The sequence below is a fragment of the Oceanobacillus polygoni genome, from assembly GCF_008304605.1.
Lineage (GTDB): Bacteria > Bacillota > Bacilli > Bacillales > Amphibacillaceae > Oceanobacillus > Oceanobacillus polygoni.
Window position 1 is genome coordinate 319,349 of the sequence record NZ_PIJY01000045.1, and the last position, 699, is coordinate 320,047.

General features: G+C 36.6%; 1 protein-coding gene. It reads left to right on the plus strand.

The annotated features are described in order from the left end of the window. Positions 1 to 570 (plus strand): (d)CMP kinase (gene cmk, locus F1560_RS20485; protein WP_149476518.1); only part of this gene is annotated, 570 nt, incomplete at its 5' end. Positions 571 to 699: the final 129 nt, after the last annotated feature.

Genomic DNA, 699 nt, shown 5'->3' on the forward strand with positions numbered 1-699 from the left:
GATACTGGTGCTATGTACCGTGCGTTAACGTTGAAAGCAATAAACCGAAACATAGATCTAGAAAATGATCAAGCTATTTTAGAAGAGTTAATGCAGACAACAATTGAATTGAAACAATCGGAAGCTGGGCAAATTGTTTTATTAGATGGGAAAGATGTAACCGATGAAATAAGATTTCAGAACGTAACGACGAAAGTATCCCATGTTGCAAAGCATGCGCCGATTCGAGAAGAAATGGTTCGCAGACAACAGGAAATGGCTAAAAATCGGGGTGTAGTCATGGATGGAAGAGATATAGGTACACATGTACTTCCCGATGCAGAAGTGAAAATTTTCCTAATTGCCTCTGTTGAAGAGAGAGCGAAACGGAGACACGAGGAAAATATTAAGAAAGGGATTGCATCAAATATGGAAGATTTAAAAAGGGAAATCGAAGAAAGAGATCGAATTGATACAAATCGTGAAGCTTCCCCATTAATTAAAGCAAAAGATGCAATCGAAGTTGATACGACTTCATTAAATATTAACGAAGTCGCAGAAAGAATTTTAGTAGAAGTATCAAATATTTAACTTACGAAATAAAATGTAGAAAGCTTGTGATGTGTTTATATACATTCGCCCGTCGGGTCGTTTCTCTCTTTTTTATCCTTTGTTTCGTATTTTAAGCTATTGGTAGAGATAAAATTCCCCAAAACGGCC